This window comes from Klebsiella sp. 28 (assembly GCF_018223905.1).
In the GTDB taxonomy this organism is placed as follows: Bacteria; Pseudomonadota; Gammaproteobacteria; order Enterobacterales; family Enterobacteriaceae; genus Klebsiella; species Klebsiella pneumoniae.
In genome coordinates, this window is sequence record NZ_JAGRQY010000052.1 from 1 (window position 1) to 16,967 (window position 16,967).

Sequence of the window (16,967 nt, forward strand, 5' to 3'; positions counted from 1 at the left end):
ACTTTACGCACCGCCGGTACCGGCGGTGCGTAAAGTGCTGGAGCGGGCGGGACTCAATATTAACGATATGGATCTGATTGAGCTGAATGAGGCCTTCGCCGCCCAGGCGCTGGGGGTGCTCAGACAGCTCGGCGTGCCGGACGATGCGGCGCACGTGAATCCCAACGGCGGCGCCATCGCGTTAGGCCATCCGCTGGGCATGAGCGGCGCGCGGTTAGCGCTGAGCGCCAGCCTTGAGCTGCAACGCCGGGGCGGGCGCTATGCGCTGTGTACGATGTGTATTGGCGTGGGTCAGGGCATTGCCATGATCCTCGAGCGAGTGTGAGCTAATTTACCTGCGAGTACCCTACAATGATAACTACTACAAAATTAGATCCGATTGAAACCGCATCGCGTGACGAACTGCAGGCCCTGCAAACCCAGCGCCTGAAATGGACGCTGAAGCATGCGTACGAAAATGTGCCGATGTATCGCCGCAAATTCGACGCCGCCGGCGTGCACCCTGACGACTTTCGGGAATTAAACGATCTACAAAAATTCCCCTGCACCACCAAACAGGATCTGCGCGACAACTATCCCTTCGATACCTTCGCGGTGCCGATGGAGCAGGTGGTGCGCATTCACGCCTCTTCCGGCACCACCGGCAAACCGACGGTGGTGGGGTATACGCAAAACGATATTGATAACTGGGCCAATATTGTCGCCCGTTCGCTGCGCGCGGCCGGTGGTTCAGCAAAAGATAAAATTCACGTCGCCTACGGCTATGGCCTGTTTACCGGCGGCCTTGGCGCGCACTACGGCGCGGAACGTTTGGGCGCGACGGTGATCCCGATGTCCGGCGGACAGACCGAAAAACAGGCGCAGCTGATCCGCGATTTCCAGCCGGATATGATCATGGTGACGCCGTCCTACTGTCTGAATCTGATTGAAGAGCTGGAGCGCCAGATGGGCGGCGATGCCCGCGGCTGTTCATTGCGGGTCGGCGTCTTTGGCGCTGAGCCGTGGACGCTGGCGATGCGCGCGGAAATCGAGCGCCGGCTGGGGATCACCGCCCTGGATATTTACGGTTTGTCGGAAGTCATGGGACCGGGCGTAGCGATGGAGTGTCTGGAAACCGTTGACGGCCCGACTATCTGGGAAGACCACTTCTTCCCGGAAATCGTCAACCCGGACGACGGTACGCCGCTGGAAGATGGCGAGCATGGTGAGCTGCTGTTTACCACCCTGACCAAAGAAGCGCTGCCGGTGATCCGCTATCGTACCCGCGATCTGACGCGCCTGCTGCCGGGAACCGCGCGGACCATGCGCCGCATGGATCGCATCAGCGGACGCAGCGACGATATGCTGATTATCCGCGGGGTTAACGTCTTCCCCTCGCAGCTGGAAGAGGAGATCCTCAAGTTTGAACACCTGGCGCCGCACTATCAGTTAGAGGTCAATCGCCGCGGTCATCTGGATTCGCTGGCGGTGCGCGTTGAGCTGAAAGAGAGCGGGCTGGCGCTGAGTCATGAACAACGCTGCCAGATTTGCCATCAGTTGCGTCACCGCATTAAGTCGATGGTCGGGATCTCCACCGACATTACTATCGTCAACTGCGGCAGCATTCCGCGCTCGGAAGGGAAAGCCTGTCGGGTATTCGACCTGCGTAAAGCGGTGGTCAGCGGTTAATTCTCTCCCCGATAACCCGGCTGAGGCCTTTACGCCGTAAGCCGGGAATTTCCTGTGCTATGATTCATAAAGGAAAAATATAACAACAGAATGAATCAGATGAGTAAACTCGACGCCTTTATTCAACAAGCGGTGACGGCGATGCCCATCAGCGGCACGTCATTAATTGCCTCGCTGTATGGCGACGCTTTATTACAGCGCGGTGGGGAAGTGTGGCTGGGCAGCGTCGCGGCGCTGCTGGAAGGATTAGGCTTCGGCGAGCGCTTCGTACGCACCGCGCTGTTTCGCCTCAATAAAGAAGAGTGGCTTGATGTTGTCCGCATCGGCCGGCGCAGCTTCTATCGCCTGAGTGATAAAGGGTTGCGCCTGACCCGGCGCGCGGAGCATAAAATTTATCGCGCCAGTGCCCCGGAATGGGACGGTACCTGGCTGTTGCTGCTTTCGGAAGGCCTGGAGAAAAATGTGCTCGCCGACGTTAAAAAGCAGCTGCTGTGGCAGGGGTTTGGCGCGCTGGCGCCGAGCCTGCTGGCCTCGCCGTCGCAAAAGCTGGCCGATGTCCAGTCTCTGCTCCACGAAGCGGGCGTCGCCGAAAACGTCATCTGTTTTGAAGCCCATTCGCCGCTGGCGCTCTCCAGGGCGGCCCTGCGCAGCCGGGTGGAGGAGTGCTGGCATCTCACCGAACAAAATGAGATGTACGAGGCGTTTATCGCCTTGTTCCGACCTCTACTGCCGCTGCTGCGCGATTGCGACCCGTCAGAGTTGACGCCGGATCGCTGTTTCCAGATCCAACTGCTCCTTATCCATTTCTATCGCCGGGTGGTGCTCAAAGACCCGCTGCTGCCGGAAGAGCTCCTGCCGGCGCATTGGGCAGGGCAAACCGCCCGCCAGCTGTGTATCAATATTTATCAACGCGTGAGTCCCGGTGCGCTGGCGTTTGTCAGCGAGAAAGGTGAGAGCTCGGTGGGCGAGCTCCCGGTGCCGGGTCCGCTCTATTATCAGCGCTTTGGCGGTTTGCCGGGCGCATAAGGAGGTTGCATGCCGATATATCAGATTGATGGACTGACGCCGGTGGTGCCGGAGGAGAGTTACGTTCACCCGACCGCGGTGTTGATTGGCGACGTGATCCTCGGCAAAGGGGTCTATGTTGGGCCCAACGCCAGCCTGCGCGGCGACTTCGGGCGCATCGTGGTCAAAGACGGTGCCAATATTCAGGATAACTGCGTGATGCATGGCTTCCCCGGCCAGGATACGGTGGTGGAAGAGGAGGGCCATATCGGCCACGGCGCTATTCTGCACGGCTGCGTGATTGGCCGCAACGCGCTGGTGGGCATGAGCGCGGTGATTATCGACGGGGCGGTCATTGGCGAAAACAGCATTGTCGGCGCTTCGGCCTTTGTCAAAGCCAACGCCGAGATGCCCGCCAACCATCTGATTATCGGCAGCCCGGCAAAAGCGATTCGCACCCTGAGCGAACAGGAGCTGGCGTGGAAAAAACAAGGTACCCGTGAATACCAGGCGCTGGTGGAACGCTGTAAGCAGACGCTGCACCAGGTGGAGCCATTACGGGAAGTCGAAGCAGGGCGTAAGCGGCTGGCGTTTGATGAAAACCTGCGGCCAAAAGCCGCCACCTGAGGGGTAAAATTATGGCAGAGAAATTATCCGCTCACTGTCACTGCGGTGCGGTGGCGTTTACCGTGGAGCTCAGCGACGGCTTCAACACCGTTCGGCGCTGTAACTGCTCATATTGTCGCATGCGTGGGGCGGTCGCGGTCTCTTCGCCGCGTTCAGGAATAGAGGTGGTACGCGGAGGGGATAAGCTCACAGAGTATCGCTTTAATACAGGGGAAGCCGTGCACTTTTTCTGCTCGGTATGCGGGATCTACACCTTTCATCAACGGCGATCAAACCCACAGCAGTATGGGGTGAATGTGGCCTGCATTGACGGCGTTTCGCCTTTCGATTTCCCTTGCGTGGAGGTCAACGACGGCGTGAATCATCCAAAGGATGGCGGTGGAGGCGTGGTGGGGTATTTACGCTACGAGAAAAAGTAAAACTCTCCTCCCGCAGGAAGCGAGAGGAGTGAAATATTAGGCTGCAACCACGCTGTCGATGGCCGCTTTCGCGTCAGACTGCGCTTTGGCCGCGACTTCCGGGCCGTAAGCGATACCTTCGGCGAACACAAAGTTCACGTCGGTGATGCCGATGAAGCCGAGGAAGGTGGACAGGTATGGGGTGACCAGGTCGGTCGGAGTATCTTTATGGATACCGCCGCGGCTGGTAACGACGACCGCGCGTTTACCGGTTACCAGACCTTCCGGCCCTTTCTCGGTGTAGCGGAAGGTGACGCCGGCGCGAGCCACCAGGTCGAAATAGTTTTTCAGCTGCGTCGGGATGTTGAAGTTGTACATCGGCGCAGCGATAACAATCACATCGTTGCCTTTCAGTTCGGCGATCAGCTCGTCGGAAAGGGCCAGCGCTTCCTGCTGACGCGGAGTCAGCGGCGCGTCGCTCGGACGCAGGGCGCCAACCAGTTCGCCATCCAGAACCGGGATCGGATTGGCGGCCAGGTCACGCACGGTGATCTCATCGCCAGGGTGTTTTTCCTGCCATTGTTCAACAAAATAGTCGGAAAGCTGACCAGATTGTGAGTACCCTGCCAGAATACTGGATTTCAGAACTAATACTTTGCTCATGGGTGTTTCCTTTTTTTAATGTGATTGACGGGTCAATGCCCTGGTGCTTGTTGACACTGTATTCACAATCGCGCCACAGAGATAGCGCAATATATCGAATCCTATGTTCAGATTTTTTGAACAAGGCACGAATGACACAGATGTGGTACTCTAAGGCAATACTTCAAAAGAGATTTTCCCGGCAGAGCTCTGCCCGATAACGCTATGACAGAACAACAAAAAATCACCTTCCCCCAGCTTTATCAACAGCTCGACGGCCTGATGCTGCGCGACAAAACGCGCTTTGCCCGCCGTCTGCACGGCGTGAAGAAGGTTAAAAATCCTGAATCGCAACAGGCCATTCTGCAGGAGATGGCGCTGGAGATAAGCCAGGCAGCCGGTAAAGTCCTGCTGCGCGAAGCGGCGCGTCCGGCCATCACCTATCCGGAAAACCTGCCGGTTAGCCAGAAAAAACAAGAGATTCTCGAGGCGGTACGCGATCACCAGGTGGTGATCGTCGCCGGGGAGACCGGTTCGGGTAAAACCACCCAGCTGCCCAAAATCTGCATGGAGCTGGGCCGCGGGCTGAAAGGACTCATCGGCCATACTCAGCCGCGTCGTCTGGCCGCGCGAACCGTCGCCAACCGTATTGCCGAAGAGCTGCAGAGCGAGCCGGGCGGCTGCATCGGCTATAAAGTCCGCTTCAGCGACCACGTCAGCGAAAACACCATGGTTAAGCTGATGACCGACGGTATCCTGCTGGCGGAGATCCAGCAGGATCGTCTGTTGATGCAGTACGACACCATCATTATCGATGAGGCGCACGAGCGCAGCCTGAATATTGACTTTCTGCTCGGCTATCTGAAAGAGCTCCTGCCGCGCCGCCCGGACCTGAAAATCATCATTACCTCGGCGACCATCGACCCGGAACGTTTCTCAAAGCATTTCAATAATGCGCCGATTATCGAAGTCTCCGGGCGGACTTACCCGGTGGAAGTGCGCTATCGGCCGATTGTGGAAGAGGCGGACGATACCGAGCGCGATCAGTTACAGGCGATCTTTGATGCGGTTGACGAACTGGGGCGCGAAGGGCCCGGCGATATTCTGATCTTTATGAGCGGTGAGCGGGAAATTCGCGATACCGCCGATGCGCTGAATAAGCTGGATCTGCGCCATACCGAAGTGCTGCCGCTGTACGCCCGCCTGTCCAACAGCGAGCAGAACCGCGTCTTCCAGCCGCACAGCGGGCGGCGCATCGTGCTGGCGACCAACGTGGCGGAAACCTCGCTCACCGTGCCGGGCATTAAGTACGTTATCGATCCCGGTACTGCGCGTATTAGTCGCTACAGCTATCGCACCAAGGTGCAGCGCCTGCCGATCGAGCCGGTTTCCCAGGCGTCCGCCAACCAGCGTAAGGGCCGCTGCGGCCGCGTTTCGGAAGGGATCTGTATTCGTCTTTATTCAGAAGACGATTTCCTGTCGCGCCCGGAATTTACCGACCCGGAGATTCTGCGCACCAACCTGGCGTCGGTCATCCTGCAGATGACCGCCCTGGGCTTAGGCGATATCGCCGCCTTCCCGTTTGTCGAAGCGCCGGATAAGCGCAATATCCAGGACGGCGTACGCCTGCTGGAAGAGCTGGGCGCCATCACCACCGATGCGCAGGCAACGGCTTATAAGCTAACCCCGCTGGGCCGCCAGCTCAGCCAGCTACCGGTGGATCCGCGTCTGGCGCGCATGGTGCTGGAGGCGCAGAAGCACGGCTGCGTGCGGGAAGCGATGATCATCACCTCCGCGCTGTCGATCCAGGACCCGCGCGAGCGGCCGATGGACAAACAGCAGGCCTCTGACGAAAAACATCGCCGCTTCCACGATAAAGAGTCTGATTTCCTCGCCTTCGTCAATCTGTGGAACTACCTCGGCGAGCAGCAGAAGGCGCTGTCGTCGAATCAGTTCCGCCGCCAGTGCCGGGTCGATTTTCTTAACTATCTGCGCGTGCGCGAGTGGCAGGACATCTACACCCAGCTGCGCCAGGTGGTGAAAGAGCTTGGCCTGCCGATCAACAGTGAGCCGGCGGAATATCGCGAGATCCATACTGCGTTGCTGACCGGTCTGCTGTCGCACATCGGCATGAAAGATGCCGATAAGCAGGAGTTTACCGGCGCCCGTAATGCGCGGTTCTCTATCTTCCCCGGCTCCGGTCTATTCAAGAAGCCGCCGAAGTGGACGATGGTTGCGGAGCTCGTCGAGACCAGCCGGCTGTGGGGGCGTATTGCCGCCCGCATTGAGCCGGAGTGGGTGGAGCCGGTAGCGCAGCACCTGATCAAGCGCTCATACAGTGAGCCGCACTGGGAGCGGGCGCAGGGCGCGGTGATGGCGACGGAAAAGGTTACCGTTTACGGCCTGCCGATCGTCGCCGCGCGTAAGGTCAACTACAGCCAGATTGATCCGGCGCTGTGTCGTGAGCTATTTATCCGCCACGCGCTGGTAGAGGGCGACTGGCAGACGCGTCACGCCTTCTTCCGCGATAACCTGAAGCTGCGCGCGGAAATCGAAGAGCTGGAGCATAAGTCGCGCCGCCGCGACATCCTGGTGGATGACGAGACGCTGTTCGAGTTCTACGACCAGCGCATCAGCCACGACGTCATCTCCGCCCGCCACTTCGATAGCTGGTGGAAGCGGGCCAGCCGTGAAACCCCGGATCTGCTCAATTTTGAAAAGAGCATGCTGATTAAAGAGGGGGCGGAGCAGGTCAGCAAGCTGGACTACCCGAACTTCTGGCATCAGGGCAACCTCAAGCTGCGGCTTAGCTACCAGTTTGAACCGGGCGCTGACGCCGACGGCGTGACGGTGCATATTCCGCTGCCGCTGCTCAACCAGGTGGAGGAGGCCGGATTTGAATGGCAGATCCCTGGTCTGCGTCGCGAGCTCATTATCGCGCTGATAAAATCGCTGCCGAAGCCGGTACGGCGCAATTTCGTCCCGGCTCCCAACTATGCGGAAGCGTTTCTTGGCCGGGCGACGCCGCTTGAGCTGCCGCTGCTCGATTCGCTGGAGCGCGAGCTGCGTAAGATGACCGGCGTGACCATCGACCGCGAAGCCTGGCAGTGGGATCAGGTGCCCGATCACCTGAAAATCACTTTCCGGGTGGTGGATGATAAAAACAAGAAGCTGCAGGAAGGGCGCTCGCTGCAGGCGTTGAAAGACGCCCTGAAGGGCAAAGTGCAGGAGACGCTGTCGGCGGTCGCTGATGACGGTATTGAGCAGAGCGGGCTGCATATCTGGAGCTTTGGCACCCTGGCGGAAAGTTACGAACAGAAGCGCGGTAACTATAAGGTGAAAGCCTGGCCGGCGCTGGTGGACGAGCGCGACAGCGTGGCCATCAAGCTGTTTGATAATCCACAGGAACAGCAGCAGGCCATGTGGCGCGGTCTGCGTCGCCTGCTGCTGCTCAACATCCCGTCGCCGATTAAGTATCTGCACGAGAAACTACCGAATAAAGCCAAGCTTGGGCTCTACTTTAACCCGTACGGCAAAGTGCTGGATCTGATTGACGATTGCATCTCCTGCGGCGTTGATAAGCTTATCGACGAGGCGGGCGGTCCGGTGTGGACGGAAGAGGGCTTTAGTCAGCTGCACGATAAAGTGCGAGCCGAGCTCAACGACACGGTGGTGGAGATCGCTAAACAGGTCGAGCAGATCCTCACCGCGGTGTTCAATATCAACAAACGGCTGAAAGGCCGGGTGGATATGACCATGGCGCTGGGGCTGTCGGATATCAAAGCGCAGATGGCGGGTCTGGTGTATCGCGGCTTTGTCACCGGCAACGGTTTCCGCCGTCTTGGCGATACGCTGCGCTATCTGCAGGCGATTGAAAAGCGTCTGGAGAAGATGGCTATCGATCCGCACCGCGATCGGGCGCAGATGCTTAAGGTGGAGAGCGTGCAGCAGGCGTGGCAGCAGTGGCTGAATAAGCTACCGCCGAACCGCCGTGAGGACGACGATGTCCGGGAGATCCGCTGGATGATCGAGGAGCTGCGGGTCAGCTTCTTCGCCCAGCAGCTGGGCACCCCGTATCCTATCTCGGACAAGCGAGTGTTACAGGCGATGGAGCAAATTACCCCATAGCCTGGCTGGTTGTCCCCGGTGGCGCTGCGCTTACCGGGGCTACTGGTCAGGCGTCCACGCTTAAGCGTTTACCCACGCCAGAGTAAAGCCGTCCCAGCCTTTAGTGCCCACGGTCTGCAGCGCCGTTGCCGTCAACCGTGGCTCGGCGCCCATCATCTCAATGAACTGACGCACGCCCTGAACGCGCTCGTCGGCGCTCTGTGGGTTGACCACTTCGCCGTCGCGTACCACGTTATCGCCAATAATTAAGGTTCCTGGGCGGGAATAACGTAGCGCCCAGCGCAGATAATGGGGGTTATTCGGCTTATCGGCATCGATGAAGATCAGGTCGAAAGCGGGACATTCGCCAAGCGCCTCCAGGGACTGTAGCGCGGGTCCCTCCCGTAGCGTGACCCGCTGGTCAACGCCCGCCAGCTGCAGATTCTCCCGCGCCACCTGGGCATGATGCGCGTCGGCCTCCAGGGTGAGGAGTTGGCCGTCGGCAGGAAGCTCGCGCGCCATCCAGATGGTGCTATAGCCGCCGAGGGTGCCGATCTCCAGTATCCGCTTAGCCTGGGTTAGCCGTACCAGCAGGGCGAGAAACTGACCCTGATTGGCGGCGACATCGTGTGCCGGGAGCCCGGCACGATGGTTGTTTTCCAGTACCCGATCGAGCACAGGATCGCCGGGAATTAAGGCCTTAATCAAATAATTGTCTACTGCCGACCACTGTTGTTGCATATGACGCTTCCCCATTTAGCTCCCTGATGAGTCAGACCAGCCGCCTCCCAGCGCCCGGTACAGATCGATCTGCGCCAGCAGCAGGTTGTTCTTCACCTGCACCACGCTAAGCTGGGTGGAGAACAGCGTTCGCTGGGCATCAAGCACATCCAGATAAGAAGAGTAGCCGTTACGGTAGCGGTTTTGTGCAATACGTAAGGTTTCCTGGGCAACGGTCTCTTGTTCCTGAAGCTCGGTTAACTGTTCGCCATAGCGACTGATGGCGTCCAGGCTGTCATTGACCTCTTTGAACGCGCTGCGCACCGTTTTCTCATAGCTATAGAGCGCCTGGTTGCGCTGGGCCATGGAGACGTCCACCTGGGCATTTAACGCCTGGCGGTTTAGCAGCGGCGCCAGAATACTGCCGCCAAGACTCCACAGCCGCAGCGGGTTGTCCAGCAGATCCGGCAGCGTCCGGTCCTGCAGGCTGCCGGTAGCGGTCAGGTTAATAGAGGGCAGCAGCTGCGCCTGCGACGAGGCCAGCGTGGCGTCGGCGGCCACCAGCTGGCGCTCGGCCTGAGCGATGTCCGGACGGCGGTTGAGCAAGGTGGACGGCAGCTGCGACGGCAGACGCAGCGGGGTAAGCTGGGCGAACTCGCCGCGTTTTACCGCGCCAGGGTTATCGCCGAGCAGCACGCTGAGCGCATTTTCCTGCTGCGCAATCTGGTGCTGTAGCGGCGGGATCTGCGCCCGCGTTGACCGCAGCTCCGAATCCGCCTGCATCAGCTCAAGGCGTGAAGTATACCCGGTTTCAAACTGACGTTTGGCCAGGCGCCACGCGTCTTCCCTTGATGTTAGCGTCTGCTGGGTCACCCGCAGCTGCTCATCCAGCGACAGCAGCGTGACATAGCCAACGGCCACCGAGCTGGCGACGCTCAAATTGGCGGCGGCGGCGGCGGCTTTCTGCGCCTCAAGGCTGGCCCCGGCGGCGTTGGCCGCGCTGCGGTTCGCTCCCCAGATATCGACATCATAGCTGGCGGTCAGGCCGCCCTTATACAGTGTGCTGTGGATCGGCAGGCCGGTGGCGGCGGACTGCGTCCGGGCGCGGGTGCCGGTGAGGCTGGCGTCCAGTGACGGAAACAGGCTGCTGTCGGCGGCGTAAGCGCGCGCCTGATACTCATTCACCCGCTCACGGGCGATCAGCACATCGCTGTTATAGCGCAGCGCCTGGTCGACATACTGATTGAGGGTACTGTCATGAAAATTGCGCCACCATACGCCCTCCACCGGGCTGGCCGGGCCAACGTCGGCCCGCCAGGCGGCAGGAATGGTCAGGGTCGGCTGCGCGCGCTGCACATCGGCGGATTGACAGCCGACCAGCGCCAGAACGATAGCAAGGGCGACCGGGCGGATCATGGTTGTTTCTCCGCACGGGTATCAATAGTCACCTGCACCGACATCCCTGGCCGCAGGCGTTCGCTGTTGTTTTGCCCGTCGTTGACCGTAATACGCACCGGGATGCGCTGGGCGATCTTGACGAAATTGCCGGTGGCGTTGTCCGGAGAGATGGCGCTGAACTCCACCCCGGTCGCCGGGGAGATACTCTGCACCTTGCCGTGGAAGGTCTCGCCGTTGAGCGCGTCTACGGTGAAGGTGACCGGCTGGCCAACGCGTACTTCGGCCAACTGGGTCTCTTTGAGGTTGGCAATCACCCAGTGCTGCGGCGGAACCAGCGAGGTCAGATGGGTTCCGGCGCTGACATAGGCGCCAAGACGCACCGAGATCTGCCCCAGCTGGCCGCCGGTGGGGGCGATAATCTGGGTATTCTGCAGGTCGATCTGCGCCAGCTCAAGCGCCGCTTTGGCGCTGGCCACGTCGGCCTCCAGCGAATCGCGATTGACGATGGTCGATTCACGGTCCTGGCGCGACATCTCCAGCGCCGCTTTCGCCTGCTCAATATCCGCCGCCCCTTGCGCCGCGCTGGCCCGCGCCGAATCACGTTCGCGGATCGACAGCGAACCGTCGGCGGTTAACTGCTGGATGCGTTTTAAATCGGCCTGGATTTTCAGATTCTGCGCGCGGGAGTTTTGCAGCGCGGCTTCATTCTTGGCGATCGTCGCCTCGGCGCTTTTGCGCTGTTGCAGGTTATTGCGCAGCGCGGCCTCTTTCATCGCCAGGGTAGCCTGGGCCTGATGCACCCGCTGTTTATAGATGCGATCGTCTATCTGGAACAGCACCTCGCCCGGCTGGACAATCGCGAAATCTTTGACGTTGACGGCGGTGATATAGCCGTTGACCTGCGGGCTAATAAAGGTGGTCTGCCCGCGCACATAGGCGTTGTCGGTAAACTGGCTATGACGAGTGAACGGCGGCAGTTGCCAGGCGTAGAGGATCACCAGCACGCCGACGAGGCCTATCGCCGCGGCGGTAAAAATGGAAACCACGCGAATATTATTCCGGGTGTTGGCCTGTTGTTTGGCCGCATCCTGCTGACTCATAACGACTCCAGAGATGAAATGATGATAATTATTTGCTGCCGGTAGCGCGTTGCAACGCGATACGGGCAGTCAGTCGTAAGCGAATTAAGCGCCAGAAAACCCACACTAGTGTCCCGGCGGAGATCGCCGCCGTCAGCAGATAGGTATCATTCCAGGCGAGAATATTGGCCTGCAGCGTCGCGGCGTTTTGCAGCAGGGTGGTGGCCTGAACGTTGAGTAGCGTACTGTCGCCAATCTGGCTCTGATACATCTGGCTGTACTGCTGCAGCCGCTCGACGATCAGCGGGTTCAGGGTGGTTATCTGGTCCGCCAGCTGGCTGGAGTGGAATTTCTCACGCCAGGTCTGGAAGGTGCCGAGGATCGCCGAGCCGAGCAGCCCGCCAATGTTCTGGCTCATGCCGAACAGCACCGAGAAGCTGACCAGGTTGCGCGGGTCGGCAAACACGCCGCCAATCCCGGCGAGCATCGCCGGGGCCAGAAAGAAGGCGCTGCCGAAGCCGAGTAAAAACTGGCTGAACATTAATTGTTCCGGACGGGTGAGGGCGTTGGACTGGCTGTCGAGCAGCGAGGCTATCATGATCAGCGCCAGCGCGGTGGCGGTCGGCCAGTAGAGCTTCTGCGGGTTGAGCGTCAGGCAGCTGGCAATGATCCCGCACAGAATACCGGCGAAAATCGACCACGCGAGGTTAGTCATCTGTTCGTTTTGCAGGCCAACGTACTGCAGCCAGCCGATGACCCCGGTGTTCTGCTCCGCCAGCACGATGCGGATCAACAGCATAATCAGGCCCAGACGCACGATGCTGCCGCTGGAGAGCCATTTGGTATTGAGCAGGGGGTTGCTGCGGTTATGCTCGAAGGTAATCGCAGCGACGATCAGTATTACCGCCGCCGCCAGCGCCCAGCCGATCCACGGTGCTTCAAACCACCACTCGAGCCGCCCCAGCGACAGCACGGCGCACACCAGCGCCATGCCGGGCGCCAGCAGAAAGAAGGTAATGAAATCCTTTTTTTCGAACACTTTTTTACGATCGCTTGGCGGCAGTTTTAGCGCGATGACGCAGGCCAGCGACACCAGCGCCAGGCCCAGCTCAAAGAAGTAGAGACCGCGCCATTCATCGGTCTGCAGCAGTTCGGTGGAAAAGAGGCGCGCCAGGGGAATGGCCAGTGACGAGCCGGTGATGCCGATAGTTAGCCCTTTCAGGCGATGGCGCGCAGGCCAGGCCTGTACCTGGTAGTAAATCCCCAGCGAGCTGAGCGCCGCGGCCACCATGCCGTGGGCGGCGCGAACCATCATCGCTGAGCTGAGATCGTTGACGAAGAGGTGGAAAAAGGTGACCAGCACATAGAGCACCAGAAAGCCTTCGGTGAAAGCGCGCAGGCCAAACTGCTGGCGGAATTTCACCAGCAGCAGGTTGATGGAGACGTTGGTCATCACGTATACCGCCGGCAGCCAGGCGATTTCTGTCGACCAGGCGGCGAAGGTACCCTGCAGCAGCTGCAGGTTGGCGGTGACCACTGCGTTGCCCAGCGCGCCGGTGAGACATACCAGCAGACCGACCACGCCGTAGGCAAGGCGTTTCGCCGGACTGTGCAGCGGCGTCGACGGCGAACCGAGCAGAGCCGGTTTTTCATGCGGCGCCCAGTCATGCGGGGCGTAGGGGTTATCCTGGCGACGGGGCATTATTTCTTCTCCACTTCGCGCAACAGCTTTTCCAGCACCCGCTGGGTTTGCTCCTGCTCCTGTGGGGTAATCGCCGTCAGGATCTCTTCGCGCAGATCGTCAGCCACCGTTTTGACCTGTTCATAGAGGGCCTTCCCTTTGTCGGTGACCACCAGCAGTCGCTTACGTTTGTCGCTGGCGGTGGTGATGCGCTCCACCAGTCCGAGGGCGACCAGACGATGGATCAACGGCACAATGGTCGGGCTCTCCACCCCCAGCTCCTGCGCCAGTTCGCTTTGCGACAGCGGCTGCTGGTGGCGGGCGATGGACGCTACCGCCACCCAGCTGGCCTGGCTGAGACCGAGATTTTTCAGCCGACGATTGACCGCCAGCCGCCAGTGGTGCGCGGTGAGGTATAAAAGATGAGAGAAGGTAAGCTGTCGATTGTCCATAGGTCGTCTGTCAATATCGTTAGAGCTCTAACGATTTTATGCCGGATAACCGCCGGAGTTCAAGATGAAAGATAGAAATTGGTTAACGGTATGTACGTTAATTGTAGTTAATCTTCCGGCCGCGATCCGTGTCGTGCGGTCTGCTGACCGAGGATATTTTTATTCTGCGCCATCACCCAGGCGATAAAGGCCCGCAGGGGGGCGGGAATATGTTTCCGGCTTGGGTAGTAGACGCAGAAATGGTCGGCAGGATAGCGGTAGCCGGGTAACAAATGGACCAGGCTGCCCGCGCTCAGCTGCTGCGTCACCAGCGACTGATAGACAAAGGCGATGCCTAATCCGCTCTCCGCGGCCTGGATCATTGCGCTATCGGCATCGACGACCAGATCGCCTTTAACCGCGACCTCGCTAAGCTCGCCGCTGGGGCCAATAAACTCCCAGCGGTACTTCTCACCACCAGGAAAACAGCGGTTAATGCAGCGGAAATTAACTAATGACTGCGGGGTATCGGGCTCTCCGGCTTCGCGTATATAGTCCGGGCTGGCCACCGGGATCAGCGATAGTTTCTCGCCAAAGGGGATGGCAATCATCTCTTTGGGCACATCCTGCGAATAGCGAATGCCGGCGTCAAAACCGGACTCGATAATATTGACTTTCCGATCGGTGGCATACAGTTCGAGCGTCACATTGGGACAGGCGTTTTTAAAGGCGATAAAATAGTCTTGAAAAAACAGGTCAATAACAATGCGCGGTAAATTAACTTTCACCACGCCTTCCGGAGTCAGACGGTGATAATTCAGACTGTCCACCACCCGGCGATAATCATTGACCACCGGCGTTATATTATTAAGAAATTCCTCACCCACTGCGGTTAATGACAAACTGCGCGTTGAGCGATTTAGCAGGCGCACGCCTAACTTTTCTTCCAGATGATTAATAGCGACGGTAAGGGCCGGTGGGGAAAGGTTTAACGCTTTAGCGGCCTGACGAAAACTGCCATGTTTCACTATGAGTATTAATATTTCTATTTGTTGCAGATCGGGCAAGGTTTTCATTGTTAATTTCCAGCTAACACCGCGTTCGGAATAGATTAATTGTTATCAATATGAAAGGGAAGTATATATTTAATGCCATTCAGCAATTAAGGAAAATAAGATGAAAACACGTTATCTTGGAAAAGAGAAATTTCAGGTTTCCGCATTAGGTCTCGGATGTATGGGGATGAGTTTTGCCTATGGCGGCGCTGAAACGTCGCAGGCGATAAATACGATCCATGCCGCCATGGACATGGGCGTGACCTTCCTGGATACCGCCGAAGGTTATGGTCCTTTCGATAATGAAGTTCTGGTCGGAAAAGCGATTAAAGGTTTTCGCGATAAGGTGCAGATTGCCACCAAATTTGGATTTCGTATTTTGCCGACCGGCCAGGGTCTGGAGCGGATGGCCGGCGTTGACAGCCGTCCGGCACATATTCGCGAATCAGTGGAAGGGTCGCTGAAGCGACTGAATGTCGAGACCATCGATCTGCTCTATCAGCACCGCGTCGATCCCGCGGTACCGGTGGAAGAGGTGGTGGGCACTATGGCCGATCTGGTTAAAGAGGGTAAAATTCGCCATATCGGTCTGTCGGAAGTATCTGCTCAGACGCTGCGCCGGGCCTGCAAGGTACATCCGATCGCTGCCGTGCAGACGGAATATTCGCTATGGAGCCGCGAGCCGGAGGCCGGTATTCTCCACACCTGCCGCGAGCTGGGGGTCGGCTTTGTGCCATACAGCCCGCTTGGCCGCGGCTTCCTGACGGGGACAATTACCGATCCCGGCGTTTTGGCAGCGGATGATTTCCGCCGCCATCTGCCGCGCTTCCAGGCCGAAACCATGCGCAAAAACCAGCTGCTGCTTGAGCGCCTTCAGCAGGTGGCCACCCGCTATGACGCGACCCTTGCGCAGATTGCCCTTGCCTGGGTGATGAGCAAAGGCGAGGATATCGTGCCTATCCCGGGGGCGAGGAAAATTGCTCACCTGCGCGACAATGCCGGCGCCGCGAATATTACCCTCGCGGCGGAGGACATCCTCACCATCGAACATATTTTCACTGCCGACAACGTCACTGGCTTACGCTATACCCAGGGCGACTTTGATTTAATCGAAAAATAATCCCCTACGGGCAGCGGATGGTTATTACTTGCGTGACGTTGTCACCTTTGCCGAACAACTCCTCGTCAGATAGCGCACATTCTCGGCGGTTAACGGCGCGGCAAAGAAAAAAAGGGGCGGCGCAAGGCCACCCCTGATGCGGTTGCTGATGGGGATCAGCCCGGGTAGATGCCGCGGTCTTTACGCGCCATCAGGATGCGCTCGCAGGCCACGATATAGGCGGCGGTGCGCAGCGTACACTCTTTCTCGGCGGCTTTATCCCAGACGTGCACGATAGCGTCGGTCATAATGCGGTCCATCTTGGCGTTGATCTCCTCTTCGCTCCAGAAGAAGCTGGCCATGTCCTGTACCCACTCAAAGTAGCTGACGGTCACCCCGCCGGCGTTGCAGATAACGTCCGGCACCACGATCACGCCGCGCTCGGCCAGCACGTCGTCCGCTTCCGGATAGGTTGGGCCGTTGGCCCCTTCCAGCACCAGTTTGCAGGTCAGCTTCTCAGCGCGCTCGCGGGTGATTTGCCCTTCCAGCGCCGCCGGGATCAGGATGTCCATCGGGGTGGTCCAGAAGGCGTCTTTATCGATCTCCTGGGCGCCCGGGAAACCGGCAATCTGCTTTTTCTCCGCCTGCCAGGCGGTGAGGGCGGCCATATCGATTCCGCCTTCGTTATACAGGGTCGCGGTATGATCCTGAATAACCACGATACGAGCGCCGACGCCGGCGAACAGGCGGGCCGCTTCGCTACCGACGTTACCAAAGCCCTGCAGCGCCACTTTGGCGCCTTCAATTTCGATACCGGCGCGACGGGCAACTTCCCGGCCGGTGACAAACACGCCGCGTCCGGTGGCTTTTTCACGACCGAGGGAGCCGCCGAGGTGGATCGGTTTGCCGGTGACCACGCCGGTGATGGTGGTGCCATGGTTCATGGAGTAGGTGTCCATCATCCATGCCATCACTTTGCCATTGGTGCCGACGTCCGGCGCCGGAATATCTTTCTGCGGTCCGATAATAATGCCGATTTCGCTGGTGTAGCGGCGGG

The 16,967-nt window shown here is 58.9% G+C and carries 14 protein-coding genes and 1 pseudogene; 7 read left to right on the forward strand and 8 right to left on the reverse strand.

From position 1 onward, the window contains the following. From KHQ28_RS09750 to KHQ28_RS09770, 5 genes and pseudogenes are all read left to right on the forward strand, one after another. Nucleotides 1–325, forward strand: a pseudogene (locus KHQ28_RS09750) (3-oxoadipyl-CoA thiolase); the annotation flags it as partial. 26 nt (nt 326–351) lie between these two features. Beyond that, nucleotides 352–1,668 carry a phenylacetate--CoA ligase PaaK gene (gene paaK / locus KHQ28_RS09755; RefSeq protein WP_004148224.1) on the forward strand — a complete coding sequence of 439 codons (1,317 nt, stop codon included), beginning with the start codon at nt 352–354 and terminating at the stop codon, nt 1,666–1,668. A 99-nt stretch (nt 1,669–1,767) separates the two neighbouring features. Beyond that, nucleotides 1,768–2,694 carry a phenylacetic acid degradation operon negative regulatory protein PaaX gene (gene paaX, locus KHQ28_RS09760; protein WP_004194367.1) on the forward strand — a complete coding sequence of 309 codons (927 nt, stop codon included), beginning with the start codon at nt 1,768–1,770 and terminating at the stop codon, nt 2,692–2,694. A 9-nt stretch (nt 2,695–2,703) separates the two neighbouring features. Continuing rightward, the gene (paaY, locus tag KHQ28_RS09765) at nt 2,704–3,300 is read left to right on the forward strand and encodes a phenylacetic acid degradation protein PaaY (protein WP_002902883.1); all 597 of its coding nucleotides are present in this window, start codon (nt 2,704–2,706) and stop codon (nt 3,298–3,300) included. Between the two features lie 8 nt (nt 3,301–3,308). Then, on the forward strand, nt 3,309–3,719 hold the full coding sequence (locus tag KHQ28_RS09770; protein ID WP_024940864.1) for a GFA family protein: 411 nt from the start codon (nt 3,309–3,311) through the stop codon (nt 3,717–3,719). 36 nt (nt 3,720–3,755) lie between these two features. Here KHQ28_RS09770 and azoR read toward each other — a convergent pair whose 3' ends face one another. After that, nucleotides 3,756–4,361, reverse strand: coding sequence for an FMN-dependent NADH-azoreductase (gene azoR / locus KHQ28_RS09775; RefSeq protein WP_002902889.1), 606 nt, complete (start codon nt 4,359–4,361; stop codon nt 3,756–3,758). A gap of 204 nt (nt 4,362–4,565) precedes the next feature. Between azoR and hrpA the strand changes: the two genes are divergently transcribed. Continuing rightward, a complete protein-coding gene (gene hrpA / locus KHQ28_RS09780; protein WP_004224509.1) occupies nt 4,566–8,468 on the forward strand; it encodes an ATP-dependent RNA helicase HrpA in 3,903 nt (1,300 codons plus the stop codon). Nucleotides 8,469–8,528: 60 nt separating this feature from the next. Here the strand turns inward: hrpA and KHQ28_RS09785 are convergent, their stop codons facing one another. The 6 genes from KHQ28_RS09785 to KHQ28_RS09810 form a co-directional block, all read right to left on the reverse strand. Continuing rightward, complete coding sequence (locus tag KHQ28_RS09785) at nt 8,529–9,203, reverse strand: O-methyltransferase (RefSeq protein WP_020324670.1); 675 nt, start codon at nt 9,201–9,203, stop codon at nt 8,529–8,531. Continuing rightward, the gene (locus tag KHQ28_RS09790) at nt 9,204–10,583 is read right to left on the reverse strand and encodes an efflux transporter outer membrane subunit (RefSeq protein ID WP_004190382.1); all 1,380 of its coding nucleotides are present in this window, start codon (nt 10,581–10,583) and stop codon (nt 9,204–9,206) included. Then, nucleotides 10,580–11,665 (reverse strand): HlyD family secretion protein, encoded by a 1,086-nt coding sequence (locus KHQ28_RS09795; RefSeq protein WP_032419030.1) that lies wholly within the window; start codon nt 11,663–11,665, stop codon nt 10,580–10,582. Before KHQ28_RS09795 ends, KHQ28_RS09790 begins: the two co-directional genes overlap by 4 nt. Before the next feature lie 28 nt (nt 11,666–11,693). After that, on the reverse strand, nt 11,694–13,346 hold the full coding sequence (locus KHQ28_RS09800; RefSeq protein WP_002902967.1) for an MFS transporter: 1,653 nt from the start codon (nt 13,344–13,346) through the stop codon (nt 11,694–11,696). Next, nucleotides 13,346–13,777: a MarR family winged helix-turn-helix transcriptional regulator gene (locus KHQ28_RS09805; protein WP_002902969.1), complete on the reverse strand. Its 432-nt coding sequence runs from the start codon at nt 13,775–13,777 to the stop codon at nt 13,346–13,348. The genes KHQ28_RS09800 and KHQ28_RS09805 overlap by 1 nt, the downstream gene beginning before the upstream one ends. Before the next feature lie 107 nt (nt 13,778–13,884). Next, entirely contained in the window at nt 13,885–14,832 is a 948-nt protein-coding gene (locus KHQ28_RS09810) for a LysR family transcriptional regulator (RefSeq protein ID WP_004183866.1), read from the reverse strand. 100 nt (nt 14,833–14,932) lie between these two features. Here KHQ28_RS09810 and KHQ28_RS09815 point away from each other — a divergent pair, with 100 nt between their 5' ends. Continuing rightward, nucleotides 14,933–15,931, forward strand: coding sequence for an aldo/keto reductase (locus tag KHQ28_RS09815; RefSeq protein WP_032419029.1), 999 nt, complete (start codon nt 14,933–14,935; stop codon nt 15,929–15,931). A 155-nt stretch (nt 15,932–16,086) separates the two neighbouring features. Here the strand turns inward: KHQ28_RS09815 and KHQ28_RS09820 are convergent. Beyond that, nucleotides 16,087–16,967 (reverse strand): Glu/Leu/Phe/Val dehydrogenase (locus KHQ28_RS09820; protein ID WP_040152087.1); only part of this gene is annotated, 881 nt, incomplete at its 5' end.